A 20003-nucleotide genomic window follows, 5' to 3' on the forward strand; every position below is an offset into this window, starting at 1 on the left:
AGGCTAGCCTTTTAAACAACAGTACAGCTTACCAACCGATGCCGTAATCCTCTCCATTATTGCTACTACCGCCCCAAAGCGTGTGATGTTGTTCGTCAAAATAAATAGCATTGATCGGTCCGCTGGTACGCTCGCCTAGCTGAATGCTGTAGCCCATTTGCTTTAATTGTTCGATCACAGCAGGCGCAGTATCTTTCGCTAATAATAGGCTACCTGAGCGTGGCTTCCGATCATCGGTCTTGGTTCCACCCAGCGACAGCCAAAGCTGATTACTATTGATATTAGCCGCCTCGCTAGCCTGCTGGGGCGTCATACCAAACTCGACCATATTTAAGAAAAACTGAAGTAAGTTTTGATCTTGTGTATCGCCGCCCTGTACCGCAAAAGAAAGGAAGGGCTTGCCGTTTTTTAAAGCCATTGACGGGCTAAGTGTTACACGCGGTCTTTTGCCGGGCTCGACCACGTTGAACGGGTTAATCAGTGAATCCAGAACAAAACTCTGTAAACGCTGACTCATACCCACTCCAGTGTTGCCTGCGATACAGGCCGGTAACCAGCCGCCACTTGGCGTAATCGAAACAACCCAGCCTTCCGCATCTGCTGCCTCAACGCTGGTGGTTCCCCTTAATAGCCGGTCCATATAGGCACTATCAACGGATAGCGAAGCCACAAGCGCCGCCGCCGACAAGTCCTTCACATAAGAACTTGAGCGTGCGTCATGTTTAGGGACAAAATCATTTTTCAGTTCGGTGTTTGGTTCAAACTGCTGCCGACGTTGCTGCAGCAGCGGAAGATAGGGGTTCTTTTTACCGACATACGGATACGGATCTCCAGGTAGCACATTGGGGTTATTTCGGGCAGAATCAATTGTTGCGGCCCTCGCCTTCGCATAGGACTCATGCAAAAGACCTTGAATAGGTGTCTTTGTATTGCCATAGGGATCACCATAATAAAAATCCCGATCTGCAAAAGCCAAGTTCATCACCTGATAGAGTGTATGAATATAGGAAGCAGAATTATAGCCCATAGCCTTCAAGTCAAAGTTTTTCAACATTTGTAGACTCTGCAGCATCGCTGGCCCCTGGGTCCATTCCTGCAATTTATAGACGTCAACACCTTTATAATTAACGTGCAGCGGTTCCTCCTCGATAGGTTTCCAGCTGGCCAAGTCTGCCTTTGTAATTAAGCCCCCTTGCTCTTGGCTACCACGAACAAATTCGTCCGCGATATCGCCAGTGTAAAAACGATCATAGGCAGCCATAATAGCCGCTTTTCGGTCTTTGCCAGCCGCTATAGCGTTCTTTTCCGCTTCGACCAATTTAGACAGGGTGTGAAGAAGATCCTGTTGCACAAAAACCTCCCCCGCTTCGGGGGCCTCCCACGATTTACCTTCATGTACTAAAAACACCTTTTTACTGTAAGGCCATTCCTTTATGCGTTCCTTGCCTCGCTCGATACTTGTTGCCGTTTGTGCATCAATAGGATATCCTGCAGCCATTTCAAGAGCTGGCGCGAGTACTTCCGCTAAGCTTTTGGTCCCATATTGCGCCAACATATAACACAATCCACCTGGTGTGCCTGGTGTAACAGCGGCAAGTGGACCGTATTCGGGCGGAAATTCATAGCCCTTTGATCTAAAAAAATTGACTGTTGCTCCAGTAGGCGCTACTCCCAATGCATTTATGGCAATGACCTTCTTCAATTTTGGATGATAAATTAAGGCTTGTGTTTCACCTCCCCAGCTCAGCACATCCCACATCGTACAGGTAGCTGCAAGCATTGCGCAAGCAGCATCTACCGCATTTCCGCCCTGTTGAAAAAGTTGAGCCCCTGCCGTTGCTGCTAAGGGTTTTCCGGTAATCGCCATCCAATGCTTACCATGTAACGGTGGTTTTTGCGTACGCTGGGCAGAACTCAGCATTGGCGTACCGGCAGTCAACAGTCCGATAAACATCATCATCAGCGCAGGGTATCTTCTTTTCATAGCAGCAATCTTTCGTTAAGCAAGCGTTTTTAGTAAAAGCAAGATAGGGATTTTTAGGACAAACAAAAAACTCCTGCCAACCGAGGATGACAGGAGTTTTAACTATCTTAATTTCTATTGGTTTACCAATAAATGGAATACAATGCTGTAACTAATAAGGCTACAATCAATGCGATGACCAAGAACGCTCTGTGCGGTTTAAACATGGTGGTATCAATCTCCAATCCAGCGGGTACTACACCACGCTTATTGTCGATGATACTAATAAGAATCATACCGATAATACAGATAATGAAGACAAATCCCATACGATCCAAAAATGGAATCTCGTAAATTCCTGTTGTCGGATTCGGAACGGAGAAACCTGTCGATGACAAGAAAGAAAGGTCGACCCAATCCGGCAATTTCTTGAAGATAATGGAAAAAATAAATCCACCAATTGTCGCGAATAAAGCGGCATTGGAAGTCGCTTTTTTCCAAAAGAATCCCAAGATGAACATAGCGAAAATCCCTGGAGAGACAAACCCCGTGTACTCTTGAATGTATTGAAATCCACCTTTTTTATCTATCCCCAGATGCGGGGCAATCAGCACACCCAAAATCATGGCAACAACGACAGTTAATTTACCAATATTGACCAATTTCTTATCAGATGCTTCGGTATTGAATACTTTCTTATAAATATCCAGGGAGAAGATTGTTGCAATACTGTTTGCCTTACCTGCCAAAGAAGCGACCACCGCAGCTGTCAATGCAGCGAAAGACAGTCCTTTCAGACCGGCAGGCAACAAATTCAACAAAACAGGATACGCATGATCCGGATTGACCTCTCCATGTTGCATCATTTCATTTTGAAACAAGCCATCTTTCCACATTACGTAGGCTGCAATACCCGGCAATACAACAATAATAGGCATCAATAACTTTAAAAATGCTGCAAACAGAATTCCGTTTCGGGCAGTTTTAAGATCTGCCCCCAACGCGCGCTGCGTAATGTATTGATTACATCCCCAGTAATTGAGATTAACGATCCACATCCCTCCGATTAAGACGGTTAAACCCGGCAAATCGAGATAATTTTCATTTTTACGATCAAGAATCATATGGAAGTGGTCAGAAGCCTTTTCGGTCATCAGGTGATAACCTTCCAATACGCCTGATCCGCCATAATGTTCCGAAACAAGGTTCAAGGCGAGATAAGTCGTCGCCAAACCTCCCAATACCAAAAAGAAAACTTGAATAATATCCGTGTAGCCAATCACCTTCATACCACCTAAGGTAATGATAACCGCAAAAATTGCTATGGCATACATACACGCTTCAAGACTGATACCCGAGATACTGCTTACTGCAATTGCTCCCAAATAAAGGATAGAAGTCAAATTGACGACCACATACAACAGTAACCAGAAGACGGCCATAATCATCGCAACAGTTCCATTATAACGTTTATGGAGAAACTGTGGCATCGTAAAAATTTTGTTCTTTAGATATACCGGTATAAAAAATACGGCAACAACAATCAGCGTGATGGCAGCCATCCACTCATACGTCGCAATAGCCAATCCCATCTTAAATCCGGAACCGCTCATACCGATAAATTGCTCGGCAGATATATTGGATGCAATCAGTGATGCTCCAATAGCCCACCAGGTCAATGACCCCTCAGCCAGAAAATAATCTTTAGATCCTACAGATTCAGATTTCTTGCGATAATACACCCATAATCCGTAACCGGCTACAATGACAAAGTAGATCAGGAAAACGATGTAATCTTTTGTGCTTAAATAATTATTCATGTAATGGTAATTGGTTTAATTCGATCGCCTAATATAGAAATATTTTTAGAACTATATATATCTGTTGATCAAATTTTCTAAATACTCCTGCTTACCACTAATCGTTTTTGGTTCTCCCAATTCTACGGCTAAATCTCTTAAGTTCTCCAATGTCAATGCCTGTCCTTCAAATGATGCGCCATGGCCGGTATCAAAAGAGGCATAACGCTCTGCCCGTATTTTTTTGTATTCCGAGTCTTGCAGGATACGATCTGCTGTAAGCAATGCGCGGGCAAAAATATCCATCCCACCGATATGAGCATAAAACAAATCTTCAGGATCTGTCGAGTTGCGGCGTATCTTGGCATCAAAATTCACACCTCCACCTTGGAGTCCGCCACCCTCTAAAATAATCAACATCGCTTCGGTCAATTCATTGATATCGTTTGGAAATTGATCTGTATCCCACCCGTTTTGATAATCGCCACGGTTGGCATCAATGGACCCCAATTTGCCCGCATCTACTGCGACCTGCAACTCATGCTGAAAGGTATGTCCGGCCAATGTCGCGTGGTTGACTTCTAAATTTAATTTAAAATCGTCCAAAAGATTATACTGACGCAAGAAGCCAAGTACGGTAGCCGCATCGTAATCGTACTGATGTTTTGTCGGTTCACACGGTTTGGGTTCGATAAAGAAAGTTCCTTTAAAGCCGTTTTTGCGGGCATAATCTTTGGCCATATGCAAAAATTGTGCAAGGTGCTCCTGCTCGCGTTTCATATTGGTATTTAAAAGACTCATATAGCCCTCTCTTCCGCCCCAGAACACATAGTTTTCACCGCCGAGGGCAATTGTTGCATCCAATGCTGCCTTAACCTGAGCGCCACCATGTGCTAGAACATGAAAATCAGGATTAGTCGCCGCCCCATTCATATAGCGCTTATGGCTAAAAAGGTTGGCTGTTCCCCAAAGCAATTTGATACCGCTTTCCTGTTGTTTCTCCTTTGCATAATCAACAATAGTGGACAGGCGTTTTTCATTTTCAACAACATTATCCGAATAATCCACTAAATCAACGTCGTGGAAGCAGTAATAAGGTATATTAATTTTACTGATAAATTCGAATGCCGCATCCATTTTATCTTTTGCTCTGGTAATTACGTCGCTGCTTTCATCCCATGGAAATTGATGTGTCGGTCCGCCAAATGGATCAGATCCATTACCGTTGAACGAATGCCAGTACGAACAGGCAAATTTAAAATACTCTTCCATCGTCTTTCCCCCAACAAGTTGCTTAGGGTTGTAATAACGGAAAGCCAATGGATTTGTGCTGTCTTTCCCTTCGAATTGAATTTGGCCTACGCCTTTGAAAAATTCTTTTTTCCCTTTGATAACATTCATCTTAATTGCTATTTATTTGTTTGTTTAATAATTCTTTCCATTGTTGATAATGCTCTTCATATTGCGCTACAAACTGCGGTTCCACGGTATATACAGGCTTCAAAGAGCGAAAGGCTTCTTTAAAATCTGCATAATACCCACTTCCTATTCCTGCTCCGAGGGCGGCTCCTATACTTCCATCGTGATTGAAAATCTCTACAGGAACGTTTGTGGCCCCCACAAATGACTCTCTGAAAACAGAGCTCAAAAACAAATTGGCATAACCTGCACGAATCATATTTGGATACAAATTGTTCTCGCGCATGATATCAAGGCCGTAGCGAAAGGCGTAGGCAATTCCTTCTTGTATAGCGCGCAAGATATCGCTGGTCTCATGTCTGTTCAGGTCTATCGCTGAAATTGAAGCGCCAACGGTTTGGTTATTGAGCATGCGTTCGGCACCATTGCCAAATGGGATAACCTGTAGTCCTTTGCTGCCGATAGGTGAAGCTCCGGCCATCGCATTGATCTGTTCATACGATAGATCACTTCCTAGCATCTTTCTGCCCCAACTGTTCATAATACCTGTTCCGTTGATACAGAGCAATACCCCTGTTCGGATATCGTCCTCGCCATAATTCACGTGCGCAAATGTATTTACGCGTGATTCGCGGTCAGCGATTAGCTGGTCGCTGACCCCATAGATCACACCGGAAGTGCCTGCGGTCGCAGCAACTTCTCCAGGCTGTAGGACATTGAGTGAAAGTGCATTATTAGGTTGATCACCGGCTTTATAATTGATGGTCACAGCAGCAGACAGTCCGAGTTCCTCGGCCACAGTAGCTTTAATCTGACCATGTGTTGAAAAGACAGGTAAGATCTCTGGAATAAGATGATCATCAAAACCATAATAGTCCATTATTGTGCGCGACAACGCATTATCTTTAAAATCCCAGAATATACCTTCCGAAAGCGCGGATATGGAGGTTGTCACTTGTCCCGACAGCTTCATCGCTATAAAATCTCCCGGCAACATAATCTTGTCTATCTTTTCATAAACCGCAGGCTCATTTGCTTGGACCCAGGCCAACTTGGACGCCGTAAAATTACCTGGAGAATTCAAATGATGGCTTAAATTAAAAGACCGTCCGATTTCTTCAAAAGCGATATTACCCAATTCAACAGCCCTGCTGTCGCACCAGATAATTGCATTGCGTAGCACCTGCTGCTCTTTATCAACGACAACCAATCCGTGCATCTGGTAAGCAATTCCAATGGCCGAAATTGCTTTAGGATCGTAAAGTCCCAGCGCATTGGCTTTCAATAAAGCCTGTTTAAAATAATCCCACCAGTCGAGCGGATTTTGTTCAGCCCAATTGGGTTCTACAGTAATTATTGGAGCTTCTACATCGGGATATTGCACCGAGCACACCTTGTGTTGCGAAGAAGCTTCAACAATTGAAACTTTCACAGAAGAAGTACCTACATCTATACCTAACAAATACATGGTAATTAATTCTAATTGGTTATAAAAAACAACGGCGGCTCCTATCTTGCAACCGGTTGCATAAAAGTAGGACATGTTTCTGACTATTCAAAATATTAAATAAAATTATTTACTTTGGAGCGTGAATAAAAAAACAACCATTTACGATATCGCCCGTGAGCTAGGAGTAACAGTCTCTACTGTATCCCGTGCATTGAACAATGTGCCTACGATCAGTGAGTCCACACGAAAAATAGTGCTGGAAAAGGCAAAGGAATTAAATTATAGTGTCAATAAGCTGGCCTCATCCCTTTCTTCGGGCAAGTCCAATACCATCGGTGTCATTGTACCAACCATGCAAATTCATTTTTTTGCGGAAGCCGTACACAGCATTGAAAAAGAATTAAAGAAACACAACTATAGTTTATTGCTCTATCAATCGAATGAATCGTTTGCCGACGAGGTCAATGGCGTAAAAACTTTACTGGAAGCGCAAGTAGCTGGTATCATCGCGTCTTTGTCTCTGGAAACTCAAGAAACACAGCACTTTCAAGAAGTGATCAATCAGCGCAAATGCCTTGTTATCTTTGACCGTACCCACAAAAATATTCCTGCACCCGTGGTAAAACTCGACGATTATAAAGCGGGTTATCTTGCAACACAGCATCTACTCGAAGAGGGATACAAAAACATAGCATTTATTACAACAGACAAAGAGATCGCAATTTTCCGGGATCGGTTCCTCGGTTTCGAAGCCGCGTTAAAGGATGCGCACATTTCACCGCGCGAAGATTTTATTATCCGCGGCGACTTATCTATTGAAGCCGGTATTAAAGGCACGGAACAGATTCTACAATCTGCCATCCAACCGGATGCCTTCATTGGAGGCGATGACTTTACAGCTGTAGGGATTATCCAAGCCTTAAAAGCTGCCCATATTGATATCCCAGCAACGGGTGTTATCGGTTTTGCAAACCAAACCTTTTCCTCCTTCATTACCCCCACACTATCCAGTATAGACCAACAGGCCAACAAAATGGGCGAAGAATGTGCAAAGTTATTTTTGAAAATGGTCAAACAAAAAAGTCCTTATGACATGATCGAGCAAATTGTTCTTGATCCTGTATTGATAAAAAGAAAATCTACCCATAGAATAGACAAATAATCCCTACCTTTGCCTAAATTTTTTTAAATGCAAGCCCGGCACAGATTTAGGACAGCAAGCATCTGCTTATTATTTGTCATTCAGGCCCTTTTTTTATTGGCCATCTTTGTAGAAAATAGAAATTCTTATCTTATACTGGCCTTTATAGGTCTACTCTCCTTACTTATTTTATACAGTTACCTTCGTTCGCCGATTCATCATCATAAACATGAATATGAGTCCATCCGAATTGCCGTTTGGGTTCCTGTCGGAGCGATTATTTCCTACTATTTCAATCATACATTTGGGTTAGGTCCGGTCTTGGGTGCTGCACTCACAGGTACACTGGGCTCCTTCATACCCAATATCAATAAAGATTCAACGTATCTCCCTCATCTTCCGGCGGCAATTTATTGCGGTGCGTTTGTAGGCATGTCCAATGCCCAGGTAGCTCATGGCTTCTCCTTTGTTCTAGCCGCCAGCATTTTTACTGCGATCTTTCTGATTGTATCGAAAAGCCTGTTAAATGGGGTCGGTGGCAAGCTGGGTACATTGGCTTTTCTCGGTGTTTCGCTGACCTACCTACTGTTGTACATTTTTAAGTAATATGGAAACATTCATTTTATACCTAGTTGGTGTTATCGCGAGCACGGCCACCTACTACGTCAATACCAAATTTAATCAAGGTGCGGTACGTTCCTCGGCATTGCTGACATTACTTGTCGCTGGCTTTCTTCATTTTTTCCCGCAAACTGTCACGCCTTATCTGGCTCAATATATTCCTCCGGTTTTTATTGGGGCCTCATTTATAGGCATGGTATCCAAAAGCCAGTTATCAACCTATTTCGGTTTGGCCCTTGCCGGCATTATCTTTACGACGATCCTGCTCCACACGAGCAAGTTTTTTGCCGGGTATGGTGGCGCACTGGGCACATCAGCCTGCATTGCTTTATTGGTCGTTTTAAGTATTCCTTATTTCAAATCACGCCGAAAAATGACCGTTGGCTTTCTGCAGCTCCGTAAAACAATCTTAAAAAAACAAAGGAAAGTATCGAAAAGACAAGTAGATTTGTTTAAATAAATATTTAAACATGAAACCTTTATTTCTGGTCTTTATTATTCAGGCCTTCTGGCTAAAAACGCTAATTGCTCAACAGGCAAACCTTAGTTTGGTCAATCAGGAGCGCAACAGTAGCTACAGAGGGCTTAGTGTGGTCGATGATGAGACCGTATGGGTGAGCGGTAGCAATGGCACCGTTGGACTCAGCACCGATGCTGGAAAAAACTGGCAGTGGGTCAACCCAATTGGCTATGAAAAAACAGATTTTAGGGATATTGAAGCGTTTGATGAAAATGAAGCCATCGTTATCTCTGCGGGTTCACCAGCCATCATCTTACGTACCCGCGACGGCGGGCGAAGCTGGAAGGAGGTTTTCAGTGACAAGCGACCAGAAATATTTTATGACGGTATTGCATTTACATCAGCAGGTGTGGGTATTGCTTTCGGCGATGCCATTCAAGGTAAAATGCCGCTATTAAAAAGTGTCGATTTCGGAGAGTCATGGAAAGATATCACAGCAAATATGCCCTTTTCGATAACTGGTGGAGAAGCTGGTTTTGCTGCTAGCGGGACATCCATATACTGCAACAACACAGGAACATACTGGATTGCCACTGGGGGAACAGTTTCCAATATCTATCGCAGCGACGACCAGGGAAATACATGGGTACGTTACAGCTGCCCGATCCTGCAGGGAAAAAATAGCACCGGCCCCTTTTCTATTGCTTTCTATTCATCAACGACTGGAATTGTCGTTGGCGGAGATTACAAAGACGACACAAACAAGGAGAAAAACAGCTTTCTGACCAAAGATGGTGGTAAAACTTGGTTTGCACCACAATCAGCGCCCGCTGGATTTAAATCCGCTGTTGTTTACCGCTCCAAAAAACAACTCATCAGCACGGGTACTTCGGGCACAGACTTGTCGAATGACGGTGGTAAAAACTGGATAGCGATCGGAAAGGAAAGCTTCAATGCGGTTCAAAAAGCCAAAAAAGGCAGCGCCATATATCTGGCCGGAGATAAGGGAAAAATAGCGAAGTTAACATTGTAAGTTAACTTCGCTATTGCTCGCCACATCATGATCTTGCCCTTATCGGGCATAAGCCCGTGATATGGTATTAATACCGATTATTTACGCGACAAACGCGATTCTTCCAGATCTAGAGAATACTCCATTTCTCTAATGACATCGCTATCGTAAGCCTTACTTTCTTTGATCTTATACAATCCATCTCGACGTAAGGCCAGAAGTTCCAACATTATTTTATTATACAGTCCTCTCACTGCCGAAAGCTGTGCACGTGTATCTTCTTCTTTTGCACGCTCGGAAGCATTTACACTTCGGATGATCTGCTCTTTCACCCGGGCGATGGTCTCATACTCCAACATTTCCTGTGCATAGTGCTTATCCAAATAGGCAATAGATTCTTTACCAAGGCGTAAGCGGATCTCATCAATCTGCTCTTCCATGGAAACTTGCTCGTCGACATCTTCCATCTTTATCAGCTTAATTAAAAAGGGTAATGTTAGCCCCTGAAAGACAAGCGTCACCAAAATAACGACAAACGTAATAAACAAAATCAGATTACGGTGTGGGAAAGCTGTGCCATCATATAAAGTCAACGGAATCGCTAATGCTGATGCCAACGAAACCACCCCTCTCATTCCTGCCCAGCCAATAACCAAGGGCAGTTTCCATCCCGGGCTTTTTTCCTTTACCCGAATCCGCTTAAATAATATTCTAGGAACAAAAGCCGAAAGATAGACTGCAATCAATCGCAAAATAATGACGATCACGGCGATCGCCAGCGCATAGTTAATGGCCTCCGCCATCGAATATTCGCCCAATCCATTAATGATAACGGGTAACTCCAGCCCAATCAAAATAAAGACGAATCCATTTAAGAGAAAACCTACCGTTGCCCATACTTCTTTCGTTTGAATACGGGTATGATAGTTGAGATAATCCCCTGCCCGAAAGGAGAGAAACAATCCACCACTTACCACAGCCAAAACGCCCGACCATTCAAAATGTTCTGCGACAATATACATTAAGTAGGGTGCGATGAGGGTAATAGGTGTTGATATGCTGGATGATTTCGCCACATACCTTAAGAAGACATAGAGGATGTGGCCGATCACCAGGCCAACCACAACGCCCATCACCGATAATACAAGAAATTGCGTCGCCGCATTGGTCATTACAAACTGGCCCGTAAGAATTGCAATCGATGCAAATCGAAACACAGTAAGTGAGGCAGCATCATTGACCAGGCTTTCTCCTTCCAATATCGCTATTCCTCGTTTCGGAATACTGATACCTTTCAATACTGAACTCGCCGCAACAGCATCGGGAGGCGAAATGATCCCGCCTAGCAAAAAGCCAAGTGCTAGGGTAAATCCGGGAATAATACTCACTGAAAAGTAGGCAATGGCCAAGGATGTGAAGAAAACCAGACCGAAGCCCATGATTAAAATAGACCTGCGCCACTTTAAAAAATTACCCCAATTGGTGTACCACGCGGCTTCAAAAAGTAAAGGGGGCAAAAAGACCATAAACACAATATCAGGGTCCACACTAATGACTGGGACACCGGGAATCAAGGAAATCACGAGTCCACCAATCACTAATAAGATTGGATAAGAGACCTTTAAGCGTTGACTCAGCACAAACAACATGGCCATAAAGAAAAAGAGCAGCATCACCAATAAGAGATTGCTATGAATTTTCTGGCCAGCCTTTCCGCCTATTCCAGCTTTCACATCCGAATAGGGCGCCAAAACTGACATACTGTATTGACGGATCTTCCACACATTGTCCAGCTTGCTCAGTACCCCTACTCCACGAAAAGACTTGGTATTAATCTTAAAAGATTCATCAAACCAAGCAATGGTACTATCTGCATTGAAGCTGATATGCCTAGTGTCATACGTGTATGTCCATGCATTCTTGGGATTGAAATATTGATTGGCGAACTTTTCAGCATGTGCTTTATCCCATCTTTCATTCTGATCAGTCCCCATAATGATTCCATCGGAAGCAATCACATTCAAAAATGGGCCATACTTCACCTCACCTGAAGACTTGTGCCATTGCGCTAACACCCTATTGATTTCTTCTACAGTTTGCTGGGCGCTTGTTGGTAAGGCGAATAACACTACATGAAGAAAACAACATACACTTAAAATGATTTTTCTAATCATAAATTCTAAAACATCTTTCTATCTAGGCCTATTTTGTATTCGTCAACTTAGTCCTAAAACAAAAAGCTGCAGATGCAGCTTTTTGTTTTTATTTGATTATTTCTTCAATTTCACTGATAATCTTCTGCGCGATCTGCTCAGCAGCTTCGGGCGTCGGGCCCTCAGAATAGATGCGAATGATCGGTTCGGTATTCGATTTGCGTAAGTGCACCCATTCATTTTCGAAGTCTATTTTCAGTCCATCAATGGTGGAATGATCTTCATTTTTATATTTCTCCTGCATTTTCGCCAATAGATTGTCAATATCTAATTCGGGCGTCAGGGTAATCTTATTTTTGGACATAAAGTACTGCGGTAAAGAAGCACGGTATTCTGATGCCTTTTTACCAAGTTTTGCCAAGTGCGTTAAGAAGATCGCCACACCGACCAGCGCATCACGGCCATAGTGAGATGCCGGATAAATTACGCCACCATTTCCCTCTCCGCCGATGACCGCATCGACTTCTTTCATCTTTGTAACCACATTGACTTCACCCACGGCCGCTGCATAATATTCACCTCCATGTGCTTTAGTGACATCACGCAGTGCACGTGTAGAAGATAAATTAGAAACGGTATTTCCTTTTTTATGCTGCAACAGGTAGTCTGCTACGGCCACTAGTGTATATTCTTCACCGAATAATTCGCCGTCTTCCATCATAAAGACTAATCGATCGACGTCCGGATCCACAGCAATCCCCAAATCAGCCTTGTTCTCGACCACTGCTGCAGACAAATCTGTAAGATGTTCTTTCAACGGTTCGGGATTATGCGGGAATTGGCCATTGGGTTCACAATGGATCTTATAAATGGTTTGTACCCCCAGTGCATCCAACAACGCAGGGATAAAGGTACCGCCCGTGCTATTGACTGCATCTAAAGCGACTTTAAAATTAGCGGCTTTAATGGCTTCTTTATCGACATATTCCAAAGCCAAAACAGCGTCTACATGTTTCTGCATGTAGGAATAGTCTTTATGGAGCTGTCCTAATTCCCCCACTTCGGAAAAATCGAAGTCCAAAGACTCGCCAAGAGCCAATACTTCCTGTCCTTCGGCATCTGAAATGAATTCACCCTTCGCATTCAACAATTTCAGCGCATTCCATTGGCCAGGATTATGTGAAGCAGTCAAAATAATACCGCCAGCTGCCTTTTCCATCGGTACAGCAATTTCTACTGTTGGAGTCGTGGATAGACCCAGGTCAACCACATCAACACCGATACTCTGCAAGGTACCTATCACCAGATTACTGACCATCTCACCAGAAACACGCGCATCTCTACCGATGACAATTTTTTTGATACCGCTCTGCTTGACAATGATTTTGCCATAAGCTGCTGTAAACTTAACGATATCTATGGGGGTAAGTGCTTCTCCAGCACGCCCGCCTATCGTACCTCGTATCCCTGATATTGATTTAATTAAAGTCATTTCTTTTGAATTGATTAACGCGTAAATTTAGCACAATGGCAATAAAATATCGAATTAAAATTATAAATAATAAATATTTAACGTATATTTGTTGCAACAAAGTTGTTTTTAACAGAAACAGTTCTTTGCAATGAAATTATTTTTACTTTTGAAAAACGAGTTTTTAAAGTTTGGGAGTTTCATTGTCATCAGCAACATTTATGATTCAACAGTTAATACACATCGATCAAGAGATTTTTCTAGCCATCAATCAAGGCTTGAGTAACCCGGTGTTTGATTGGTTATTGCCTATATTGCGCAATCCATATACCTGGGCACCTTTGTATTTGTTTCTGGTCATATTTTTCATTAAAACCTACGGTAAAACAGGTATACTCATTGTTGCCGTGACCCTGGCCACCTTTGGAATTTCCGATGGTCTGTCTTCTCATTTGATCAAAAAAACTGTCAAACGTATTCGACCTTGCAACGATGTGGAGTTTAAGGAAAATATTAACATCCGGGTGCGCTGTGGCTCTGGCTTTAGCTTTACTTCTTCGCATGCTGCCAATCATTTTTCCCTAGCGTTCTTCTGGATTGTTCTTTTTCGGAGAAGGTGGAAACATGTGCTTTGGCTTTGTATTGCCTGGGCGACGTTAATTTCAGTCGCTCAAATTTATGTTGGTGTTCATTACCCTTTTGATATCCTCTGTGGTGCCGTTTTAGGTATCTTGGTTGGTTTGGCAACAGGTTATTTATTCAAACGATTTGTACCAAGCTTTTTTAAAACTGAACAAGTATAATGAATTCAATTTTATTGATTTTAATTTTATTCGTACCTGCATTTGCAAGTGGAATTGCCGTATTTTTTGTACAAAAGAAAGGGACTAATTTTCTTAAACTGATCCTTTCTTTCAGTGGAGCCTATTTATTCTCCATTACTGTACTTCACCTCATGCCCCATGTTTATCAGTCGACCAATACCTCACCCGAAGTATTGGGTATCTATGTGTTAGCTGGATTTCTTTTTCAGCTTTTTCTTGAACAGTTTTCCCAGGGGATCGAACATGGCCATATCCATGCGGACAATGACCACGACCATCATAACCATCGTTTTCCAATCGGTATTATGTTCAGTCTATGCCTTCATGCATTCCTCGAAGGTATGCCCTTGGCTGCGACGCACCAGACAGAGCTTGCACTGGGGATATCCATTCACCATATTCCAGCAGCATTTGCATTGGGAAGTATTTTACTCAGTACGCATGTAAAGAAAAATACCATCCTGATTACGCTCGCTTTATTTGCGGCAATGACCCCTTTTGGGTTTTTACTGAGTAAAGCTATCAGTGCAGGAGAAGTGGGCAATATCCAACAATATTTCGATAAAATCATGGCAGTAGTTATTGGTATTTTCTTACACATATCCACGACTATACTTTTTGAATCGGGCTCTATTGACCATCACAAATTCAATAAAAAGAAAATGATAGCTGTGATAGCAGGAGTTGCCATTGCACTGGGAAGCTTCTTATTTGTTGGAGATCATGACCATGGGCATGATCAGCATCATCAAACGCATGATCATGAACATCATGATCATGCGCATTAATTTTTTAGCCACGAAGTTTATCTAGCAAGGCATTTAATGCAATAGCTTCTTCCTCGCTGATTCGGTTGGGCAAAATATCCATCATCAACATATCCTCATCAAGTCTTTTTAGAATTTCCAGGCCCTTGTTTGTGATAAAAAGATCCACAGCCCTTTTATCCGCTCCCGACTGACAGCGCGAAACCAGTTCTTTAGAAACCATACGGTCTATCATACGCGAGATATCTGGTGTAAAACTCAGCATTCTTGACCTAATGAGACTATTGGTTGCAGGCCTAGGATATCGTCCTCTTAATATACGCAGGACATTAAATTGTTTCAAAGTGATTCCTTCTTTAGCAGCTCGCTGTTCGAGCGCGTTGCTTATACAGTTATAGGTGTAGAGAATATTCACCGTACAACGATGCCATTCATTGCTGAATTTATTTACTTTGATTTCGTCCTCAATCTTCATTCTGGTTGATAATTAATCGTTTTATAGCATAAAGATAGCTGTTTTTTAGTAAATACATAACTATGACATTAGAATCATTCTAAATGGCGGAAATTCTGTATATTTGAGAAATTCAAAAAAAACAGGCAGATGCGTAATAGAACTAGCTTAGATAAGCTAAAAAAAGGGGAAAAGGCGGTAATTATTGATTTTGAATCACACGATATTCCAGCTAAATTTTTCGAATTGGGCTTTATACCCGGTACTGAGGTCGAGGTAAAACATATTGCCCCGCTCGATGGGCCAATATGCCTAAATATCCGTGCGAATAACGCCCTTATTGCTATCCGCAAATCAGAAGCTAAAGTCATCCTTATTGATCAGAAATAATGAATAACCCGATTATTGCACTTTTGGGGAATCCAAATGTGGGTAAAACATCTCTATTTAACCGGATTACAAAATTAAATCAGAAAGTAGGAAATTATCCTGGAATTACGGTCGAGAAACGTGAGGGGCAAGTAAAAGCCAACAGTAAAACGTATCGTATCATTGATTTACCCGGAACCTATACTTTGTTTCCAAGTTCGATGGACGAAGAGGTTGTTTTCAACACTTTAGTCAATAAAGATAGTAGTTTCAGACCAAACCTTGTCGTTGTCGTTGCCGAACCCACCAATCTAAAACGGTCGATCATCCTTTATCAGCAAGCTCGCGAGCTTGGCCTACCGGCTATCTTTGTCATCAATATGATCGACGAAGCCAGGGAAAAAGGTATTACCATAGATGTTCAAAAACTTGAGCATTTGTTAAATACCAAGGTATACCAAACCAATGCACGTACAGGGCAAGGTGTAGATCAGTTAATCAAAAACTTTGATGCTGTTCCACCCATGTATATCAGTACATTTAGCCTACCAAAGGAAGCGGATGCTGCATTGGAAGAAACGAAACGTCTCTTCCCGTTAGAGACTGAATACCATACCTGGCAATATTTAGCTAAGGGCGAAGTATCGTTTTTGTCGAAGGAAAAGAATCAGGCTATTCAGCAAATCCGCGAGAAATATCAATTAAGGGCTGATAAACTACAGAAAGAGGAGGCCATATTACGCAGCAAATCATTAGATAATAGCCTTGGAGAAATCTATGTAAAAGATGAGGCTTCGAATAAGAATAAAACAAATTCGATTGATAGCATTCTGCTTCACCCGATTTTTGGTTATGTGATCTTTTTTGGAATCTTATTTCTTATTTTCCAGGCAATTTACACGTGGTCTGGACCTGCGATGGATTTTATAGACGGTCTTTTTGGCGATCTTGCGGCCTATACACAGTCGGCACTTCCTGCGGGACCATTGACAGACTTGTTGAGTAACGGTATTATTAAGGGAATCGGCGGGATCGTCATCTTCATTCCGCAGATCGTCATCTTGTATGTCTTTATTTCGATTATGGAAGAAACGGGCTATATGAGCCGTGTCGTTTTTCTGATGGACCGCTGGCTTCGTCCCTTCGGATTGAGTGGAAAATCAGTCATTCCGTTGATTTCTGGCGTTGCCTGCGCTGTTCCTGCAGTGATGTCTGCACGTAACATCGAAAATAGCAAAGAGAGATTAGTGACTATTCTAGTGACACCTTTTATGACCTGTTCTGCACGTCTGCCTATTTATATTGTGCTGATCGGACTGGTGATACCAGATACACGAGTAGGTGGATTTCAAATTCAAGGGATTGTATTGTTTGTCATGTATCTCCTCGGGATATTTGCAGCCCTGCTATCTGCTATTATCCTTACCAAAGTGATTAAATCGAAGCACAAATCATTTCTCATCTTTGAACTTCCCACTTATAAGACTCCGGATTGGAAAAACGTTGCCTTAAATGTATGGGAAAAAGCGTCCAGTTTTGTCTTTGGTGCTGGTAAAATCATTTTGGCGATTTCCATTATACTATGGGCATTGGGCAGCTTTGGACCGAATGACAAATTTAGCCGGGCAGAAGAATATGTAACAAAGAATAACCCGAATTTACCCGAAGCAGATTTAGAACATGAAGTTTCATCTTATCGACTGGAGCACTCTTTCCTGGGCTATCTTGGCATGGCTATTGAACCTGTAGTTGAACCATTGGGGTACGATTGGAAGATGGGCATCGGTCTAATTTCTTCTTTTGCTGCACGTGAAGTATTTGTTGGCACAATGGCTACGGTATATAGTCTCGGAGATGAAGTGGATATCGAAGATGAAGCGTCTAAAACAACGGTATTAGGCAAAATGAAAAGTGAAATTAACCGAAATACCGGTTTACCCGCTTACAATTTGGCGTCAGGTGTATCCTTACTATTGTTTTACGCATTCGCTATGCAATGTATGAGTACGATCGCGGCGGTAAAAAGGGAAACAGGATCTTGGAAATGGACTTTAATACAACTTGGTTTTATGACGGGCGTAGCCTACCTCAGTGCATTAATCGCTTATCAACTTTTAAAATAAAAGAGCTATGGATAATGTAACCGTACAATATATCATCGTGGGAATTCTCGTTTTGGCGGCTATATGGTATGTCGTTAAAAATGTCCGAAAATCATTAAAGGGCAAGTCGAGCTGTTCCAAAGGTTGCGGATGTGACTGCAGTGCTGAAAAAGCTTCAAAAGCAAATTAATTTGTCCTTTTAAGTAGCATTTGCAAATAAGATTTCGTTATTAGTTAGCGTGGCCAAAAATCACACTAGCTACTATAAAGTAAAGCGCCGTTTTTTTTAAGAAAATTACGGCGCTTGCTGTTTCTTAGCAATAATGTGCACAAATACCTAAGTGTTTTATTAACTTTATGCGCTTAGAACAAAATATGGGCTGAGGAGCCACGTTATTCAAACGCAATTTCGCTCGACAGTATTCATTTTGGACAACCTGATTCTGGCTGAACGCTACCGCTATGGTTGGAGGCTTTCCGAACCAAGAACCAGATCAAAACAGATTAGTAACCGTATTAACCATTCATATGGAGAAACAGAACAATAAGGAAGAGTTAAAGAGAGGTCTTCAAAATAGACACATTCAATTGATTGCCCTCGGCGGTGCAATCGGAACTGGCTTATTTTTAGGCATTGGAAAAGCAGCCACATTGGCCGGACCTGCCGTTATCCTTGGTTATGCATTTGCTGGGATTATTGCTTTTTTTATAATGCGACAATTGGGCGAGATGGTGGTCGAGGAACCTGTTTCAGGAAGCTTTAGCTACTTCGCCAATAAATACTGGGGCTCTTTTGCCGGTTATGCTTCGGGCTGGAACTATTGGGTCCTTTATATTTTGGTAAGCATGGCCGAACTGACCGCAATAGGTGTTTATGTACAGTTTTGGTGGCCCGAAATACCGTTATGGGCATCAAGCCTATTTTTCTTCTTTGCGATCAACGCCCTGAATCTGGCTTCCGTAAAAATATATGGGGAGACGGAATTTTGGTTTTCCATTATTAAAGTAGTCGCCATTATTGCAATGATTGTTTTTGGTGTTTACCTGCTTCTAAGCGGTACGGGAGGTGAGCAGGCAAGCCTCAGCAACCTGACTTCACATGGCGGTTTCTTCCCCAAAGGCTGGTTTAGCGAAACAACGGACGGCAATTTTGAAGGACTCCTTTCTGCCATGGCCTTGATTATGTTTTCTTTTGGCGGACTGGAATTGGTTGGTATCACCGCCGCTGAAGCCGAAAATCCGGAAAAAAATATCCCGAAAGCAACCAACCAAGTGATCTATCGGATTCTGATCTTTTATGTCGGCGCTTTGATCATTCTTTTCTCTTTGACACCATGGACAAACATCACCGCCGATACAAGTCCCTTTGTACTGGTGTTTGACAAACTCAATGGATTCGAATTTACCCTCTTTGGAAAGACTTTTTATTTCACTAAAATTATCGCAAATGCGTTAAATCTTATTGTCCTTACAGCAGCATTGTCTGTCTATAACAGTAGTGTATATAGCAACAGTAGAATGTTATATGGATTGGCAGAACAGGGTAATGCTCCTCGTTTTCTATCAAAACTCAACAAAAACCATGCTCCTATCAATGCGATTTTGGTCTCTGCATTGTTTGCCGCTGTTTGTGTATTTATCAACTATGTTGCACCAAAAAATGCCCTGGAGATTTTAATGTCACTGGTGGTTTCTTCACTGATTATCAACTGGGTCATGATTTCCATTACACATTTGTACTTTAGAAAGAATAAACTCGACGCGCATTTACAAACCAAATTCCCATCTTTTCTATATCCATTGAGTAATTACATCTGTTTGGTCTTCTTAATTGCCATGCTCGGCATTATGTGGCTAACAGGCATGAAGCTACCGGTAGAATTGATTCCTGCTTGGCTTGTATTACTTTATGTGAGTTATGTATTGATCAAAAGAAAGAAATCTTAGTTCACTGGAACCTCGATCTTATCAATAAAAAAAGGTACTGTTTTAAATTCC

At 42.3% G+C, this 20003-nt stretch carries 17 protein-coding genes; 10 read left to right on the top strand and 7 right to left on the bottom strand.

Features of this window, described 5'->3' with window-relative positions; genetic code table 11:
• Nucleotides 1-28: 28 nt before the first annotated feature.
• The 4 genes from B3139_RS01485 to B3139_RS01500 form a co-directional block, all read right to left on the bottom strand.
• Nucleotides 29-1984, bottom strand: a complete 1956-nt coding sequence (locus tag B3139_RS01485) for a gamma-glutamyltransferase family protein (protein WP_293879465.1) — start codon at nucleotides 1982-1984, stop codon at nucleotides 29-31.
• A gap of 122 nt (nucleotides 1985-2106) precedes the next feature.
• Nucleotides 2107-3783, bottom strand: coding sequence for a sodium/sugar symporter (locus B3139_RS01490; RefSeq protein WP_209577878.1), 1677 nt, complete (start codon nucleotides 3781-3783; stop codon nucleotides 2107-2109).
• Nucleotides 3784-3834: 51 nt separating this feature from the next.
• On the bottom strand, nucleotides 3835-5163 hold the full coding sequence (gene xylA / locus B3139_RS01495; RefSeq protein ID WP_209577877.1) for a xylose isomerase: 1329 nt from the start codon (nucleotides 5161-5163) through the stop codon (nucleotides 3835-3837).
• 1 nt (nucleotide 5164) lies between these two features.
• Nucleotides 5165-6649 (bottom strand): xylulokinase, encoded by a 1485-nt coding sequence (locus B3139_RS01500; RefSeq protein WP_293879473.1) that lies wholly within the window; start codon nucleotides 6647-6649, stop codon nucleotides 5165-5167.
• Nucleotides 6650-6770: 121 nt separating this feature from the next.
• Between B3139_RS01500 and B3139_RS01505 the strand changes: the two genes are divergently transcribed.
• The 4 genes from B3139_RS01505 to B3139_RS01520 are packed head-to-tail and all read left to right on the top strand — an operon-like array spanning nucleotide 6771 to nucleotide 9886.
• The gene (locus tag B3139_RS01505; RefSeq protein WP_209577876.1) at nucleotides 6771-7793 is read left to right on the top strand and encodes a LacI family DNA-binding transcriptional regulator; all 1023 of its coding nucleotides are present in this window, start codon (nucleotides 6771-6773) and stop codon (nucleotides 7791-7793) included.
• Between the two features lie 27 nt (nucleotides 7794-7820).
• Nucleotides 7821-8378 (top strand): hypothetical protein, encoded by a 558-nt coding sequence (locus tag B3139_RS01510; RefSeq protein WP_209577875.1) that lies wholly within the window; start codon nucleotides 7821-7823, stop codon nucleotides 8376-8378.
• Nucleotide 8379: 1 nt separating this feature from the next.
• Entirely contained in the window at nucleotides 8380-8853 is a 474-nt protein-coding gene (locus B3139_RS01515; protein WP_293879466.1) for a hypothetical protein, read from the top strand.
• A 10-nt stretch (nucleotides 8854-8863) separates the two neighbouring features.
• On the top strand, nucleotides 8864-9886 hold the full coding sequence (locus tag B3139_RS01520; RefSeq protein WP_293879467.1) for a WD40/YVTN/BNR-like repeat-containing protein: 1023 nt from the start codon (nucleotides 8864-8866) through the stop codon (nucleotides 9884-9886).
• Between the two features lie 77 nt (nucleotides 9887-9963).
• Here the strand turns inward: B3139_RS01520 and B3139_RS01525 are convergent, their stop codons facing one another.
• Both B3139_RS01525 and glmM read right to left on the bottom strand, forming a co-directional pair.
• Nucleotides 9964-12039, bottom strand: coding sequence for a Na+/H+ antiporter (locus tag B3139_RS01525; RefSeq protein WP_293879468.1), 2076 nt, complete (start codon nucleotides 12037-12039; stop codon nucleotides 9964-9966).
• A gap of 88 nt (nucleotides 12040-12127) precedes the next feature.
• Nucleotides 12128-13510, bottom strand: a complete 1383-nt coding sequence (gene glmM, locus B3139_RS01530; RefSeq protein WP_293879469.1) for a phosphoglucosamine mutase — start codon at nucleotides 13508-13510, stop codon at nucleotides 12128-12130.
• Nucleotides 13511-13710: 200 nt separating this feature from the next.
• Here glmM and B3139_RS01535 point away from each other — a divergent pair, with 200 nt between their 5' ends.
• Entirely contained in the window at nucleotides 13711-14292 is a 582-nt protein-coding gene (locus tag B3139_RS01535; protein WP_209577870.1) for a phosphatase PAP2 family protein, read from the top strand.
• Entirely contained in the window at nucleotides 14292-15101 is an 810-nt protein-coding gene (locus tag B3139_RS01540; RefSeq protein ID WP_209577869.1) for a ZIP family metal transporter, read from the top strand. The genes B3139_RS01535 and B3139_RS01540 overlap by 1 nt, the downstream gene beginning before the upstream one ends.
• Nucleotides 15102-15105: 4 nt before the next feature.
• On the opposite strand, the gene B3139_RS01545 is transcribed toward B3139_RS01540, so the two are convergent.
• Nucleotides 15106-15555, bottom strand: coding sequence for a MarR family winged helix-turn-helix transcriptional regulator (locus B3139_RS01545; protein ID WP_209577868.1), 450 nt, complete (start codon nucleotides 15553-15555; stop codon nucleotides 15106-15108).
• Nucleotides 15556-15684: 129 nt separating this feature from the next.
• Here B3139_RS01545 and B3139_RS01550 point away from each other — a divergent pair, with 129 nt between their 5' ends.
• The 4 genes from B3139_RS01550 (at nucleotide 15685) to B3139_RS01565 (ending at nucleotide 19952) form a co-directional block, all read left to right on the top strand.
• Nucleotides 15685-15924, top strand: a complete 240-nt coding sequence (locus B3139_RS01550; protein WP_209577867.1) for a FeoA family protein — start codon at nucleotides 15685-15687, stop codon at nucleotides 15922-15924.
• Nucleotides 15924-18026, top strand: a complete 2103-nt coding sequence (gene feoB, locus B3139_RS01555; protein ID WP_293879470.1) for a ferrous iron transport protein B — start codon at nucleotides 15924-15926, stop codon at nucleotides 18024-18026. Before B3139_RS01550 ends, feoB begins: the two co-directional genes overlap by 1 nt.
• 7 nt (nucleotides 18027-18033) lie before the next feature.
• A complete protein-coding gene (locus B3139_RS01560) occupies nucleotides 18034-18195 on the top strand; it encodes a FeoB-associated Cys-rich membrane protein (protein WP_209577865.1) in 162 nt (53 codons plus the stop codon).
• Nucleotides 18196-18533: 338 nt separating this feature from the next.
• Nucleotides 18534-19952 (top strand): amino acid permease, encoded by a 1419-nt coding sequence (locus B3139_RS01565; RefSeq protein ID WP_293879471.1) that lies wholly within the window; start codon nucleotides 18534-18536, stop codon nucleotides 19950-19952.
• The last annotated feature ends 51 nt before the right edge of the window (nucleotides 19953-20003 follow it).

The sequence above is a fragment of the Sphingobacterium sp. UBA1498 genome (assembly GCF_002325125.1).
Classification (GTDB): Bacteria; Bacteroidota; Bacteroidia; order Sphingobacteriales; family Sphingobacteriaceae; genus Sphingobacterium.

Coding starts and splice junctions, on each gene's coding strand:
- xylA (WP_209577877.1), bottom strand. CDS start 5,163: ATGAATGTTATCAAAGGGAAAAAAGAATTTTTCAAAGGCGTAGGCCAA.
- B3139_RS01510 (WP_209577875.1), top strand. CDS start 7,821: ATGCAAGCCCGGCACAGATTTAGGACAGCAAGCATCTGCTTATTATTT.
- B3139_RS01545 (WP_209577868.1), bottom strand. CDS start 15,555: ATGAAGATTGAGGACGAAATCAAAGTAAATAAATTCAGCAATGAATGG.
- B3139_RS01500 (WP_293879473.1), bottom strand. CDS start 6,649: ATGTATTTGTTAGGTATAGATGTAGGTACTTCTTCTGTGAAAGTTTCA.
- glmM (WP_293879469.1), bottom strand. CDS start 13,510: ATGACTTTAATTAAATCAATATCAGGGATACGAGGTACGATAGGCGGG.
- feoB (WP_293879470.1), top strand. CDS start 15,924: ATGAATAACCCGATTATTGCACTTTTGGGGAATCCAAATGTGGGTAAA.
- B3139_RS01525 (WP_293879468.1), bottom strand. CDS start 12,039: ATGATTAGAAAAATCATTTTAAGTGTATGTTGTTTTCTTCATGTAGTG.
- B3139_RS01565 (WP_293879471.1), top strand. CDS start 18,534: ATGGAGAAACAGAACAATAAGGAAGAGTTAAAGAGAGGTCTTCAAAAT.
- B3139_RS01550 (WP_209577867.1), top strand. CDS start 15,685: ATGCGTAATAGAACTAGCTTAGATAAGCTAAAAAAAGGGGAAAAGGCG.
- B3139_RS01520 (WP_293879467.1), top strand. CDS start 8,864: ATGAAACCTTTATTTCTGGTCTTTATTATTCAGGCCTTCTGGCTAAAA.
- B3139_RS01515 (WP_293879466.1), top strand. CDS start 8,380: ATGGAAACATTCATTTTATACCTAGTTGGTGTTATCGCGAGCACGGCC.
- B3139_RS01485 (WP_293879465.1), bottom strand. CDS start 1,984: ATGAAAAGAAGATACCCTGCGCTGATGATGATGTTTATCGGACTGTTG.
- B3139_RS01490 (WP_209577878.1), bottom strand. CDS start 3,783: ATGAATAATTATTTAAGCACAAAAGATTACATCGTTTTCCTGATCTAC.
- B3139_RS01560 (WP_209577865.1), top strand. CDS start 18,034: ATGGATAATGTAACCGTACAATATATCATCGTGGGAATTCTCGTTTTG.
- B3139_RS01540 (WP_209577869.1), top strand. CDS start 14,292: ATGAATTCAATTTTATTGATTTTAATTTTATTCGTACCTGCATTTGCA.
- B3139_RS01535 (WP_209577870.1), top strand. CDS start 13,711: ATGATTCAACAGTTAATACACATCGATCAAGAGATTTTTCTAGCCATC.